This window comes from Micromonospora halophytica, from assembly GCF_900090245.1.
GTDB classification, from domain to species: domain Bacteria; phylum Actinomycetota; class Actinomycetes; order Mycobacteriales; family Micromonosporaceae; genus Micromonospora; species Micromonospora halophytica.
Genome location: NZ_FMDN01000059.1, coordinates 1 through 2,263 on the forward strand (window position 1 = coordinate 1; position 2,263 = coordinate 2,263).

Here is a 2,263-nt window from a genome sequence, read left to right on the forward strand (position 1 = left end):
CGCAACCCCGGCCTGTACTGCGCCTTCCTCACCCTCGCCGCCGCACTCACCTGCCACAAGCGCTACCTCAAACTCACCACCTGAGACACGCTCTTTAGATTTGATATGAAAGAGTCGCAACAGCGCAAAGGGACCATCTAGCGTAACTCGATTGACCCCTGCTACTCTTCCATCAGACCCGCTGGCCACAACATCAAGGCGCACGCCTATCGATGGATGGCCGGGATGCAGAATTGCGACAGGAGGGCAATTGAACGGGAAACGAAATACCCGAAGGAACATAGTAGCGGCTGCTATCGCAGCCTTGCTTCTGGCCGCTTCGCCAGGGGTGGCGCACGCGGAGGGCACCACCTCACAACCCAACCCCTCTGTCGCACTCAGGTCGCTGATGGCGATCTATCCCGGGTCTACGCCAGTTAGTGCAGACACGATCAAGATCGACGAAGGGGTCCTGCTCTCTCTCCCGCAGGGCCACAACGGGGATGTACCAATCAAGCGTGATGGGGCAGCAGCACAGCCATCAGCACCATCCCTGAATGCGTCCCGAAGCACTGGCGCAGGTCGTACCGCCAGCGGAGAAGCAGGAATGGCGACGACCGCTGCAACAGCGGACGGACCGGTACTCGCCGGCTGCTCCTATGGCTTTTCATGTATCTACTCAGACCAGAATTGGACCGGCTACAGGATCAGCTTCTACACATGCGCACTTCGCGACCTCAGAAATTATTCATACCCCGAAGGTGGGAACTGGAGCAACAAGATGTCGTCCTGGTCAAACAATCAGACCAGGGGTACGCGAAGCGGCTACTACATCTACTCCAGCGCCAACTATGCGTGGTACGAGCAGTTCATTTCCGTCGCACCGTACGCGTCGGGGAGCATCAGCTCACCGTGGGACAACGCCCTCGATGGCATCAGGGTTTGCTAGAAGCAAAGGCGTAAGTAGAGAATCGAGCAAGGCGACATAATTCCACTAGACGAGCAAGTCCGAAGTCTGGTCAATGGTCGTAGGCGATTAAGGACCTGGTCACGGGTTGGCCGGTGGTCCGGTTGTGCCAGATCGCGGCGGTCATCGCGAGGAGGCGTTGCGCGACGCGTGCCGCGACGCCTTCGATGCTGCGTCCGCCGTGCAGTTCGAGGTCGAGTTGGCCCTTCAACGTGTCGTTGACGGACTCGATGAGCTGCCGGATCGGTTTCAGTAAGTAAGTGCTCGTCCGGGCGTGGGGCGCGGTTGCGGTAAGACGGTCTGAGCAATCGCACCCCACGCTCGACCAGCCACCGGTCCAGCTCCGCGGACACGTATCCCTCCGGGGTTGGAGCGCCGACGGGACCTGGGACCGGGTTCATGATCAGGTGCGCGACGCCGGTGCGGGTGGCCGAGGGACGTGATCCGCAGCCGTCAGCGGCGGTGCTGGACTCGCAGACCGCGCACAGCCACCAGGGCGGGGAGGCGATCGGCTACGACGCCGGCAAACGCACCCTAGGTCGTAAACGGCATCTCCTGCTCGACACCTGCGGGCTGCTACTGCGGGCGGTGGTGGTGCATTCCGCGTCGATTCAGGAACGTGCCGGCACCAAGTTGGTCCTCGCGGGGATCACCGAGGCGTTCCCGCTGCTGGGCCTGGCCTGGGCCGACGGCGGCTACGTGAACCGCGTCGATGCGGGGCTGCTTGCGTGGGCGCGAACGCACGCCGGCGTCGACCTGCAGATCATGGCCCGCAACGCCGACGTGAAGGGCTTCCAGGTGCCACCCCGCAGGTGGGTGGTGGAACGAACCTTCGCCTGGTTGGGACGGTGCAGACGGTTGGCCCGCGACTACGAACGCAAACCCGCGCACGCCAAAGCGATGATCAAAGTAGCCATGATCCGACTGATGGCCGCACGCCTCGCCGGCGAGGACATCGAACCGCAAGGTCCCATCGAGACCGAAGCAGCCCGACGCCTCGACGACGAACTCAACCAGAAGTAGTCACCGGGTTACCCAACACTCTCTCACATGAGGACGGCGCCGGCTGGCTGGTGTTCCTGCGGTCGCTGACCGCCCGTGGCCTGTCCGGTGTCCGCCTGATCATCTCCGACGTCCACGCTGGCTTGGTGCAGGCCATTGGGGCGGCCCTCCCGGGCCTCGTGGCAGCGGCGTCGGACCCACTACCTGCGCAACCTGCTGACCTGAGTTGTAGCGTTCTGGCGATCTTGTGATCGTGGGTGCCGCTGACGTGGGCGTTTGCTCGCGGATCGGTGCTGGTGTGGTCACTAACGCGGC

1 protein-coding gene and 2 pseudogenes are annotated in these 2,263 nt (G+C 62.8%); 2 read left to right on the forward strand and 1 reads right to left on the reverse strand.

Going from position 1 to position 2,263, the window contains the following annotated elements:
* Positions 1-998 precede the first annotated feature (998 nt).
* Positions 999-1,308: pseudogene (locus tag GA0070560_RS30205) on the reverse strand (IS982 family transposase); the annotation flags it as partial.
* A 58-nt stretch (positions 1,309-1,366) separates the two neighbouring features.
* On the opposite strand from GA0070560_RS30205, the gene GA0070560_RS27955 reads away from it, so the two are divergent.
* Complete coding sequence (locus GA0070560_RS27955; protein ID WP_211566044.1) at positions 1,367-1,969, forward strand: transposase; 603 nt, start codon at positions 1,367-1,369, stop codon at positions 1,967-1,969.
* Between the two features lie 23 nt (positions 1,970-1,992).
* A pseudogene (locus GA0070560_RS27960) lies at positions 1,993-2,167 on the forward strand (transposase); the annotation flags it as partial.
* Positions 2,168-2,263 lie beyond the last annotated feature (96 nt).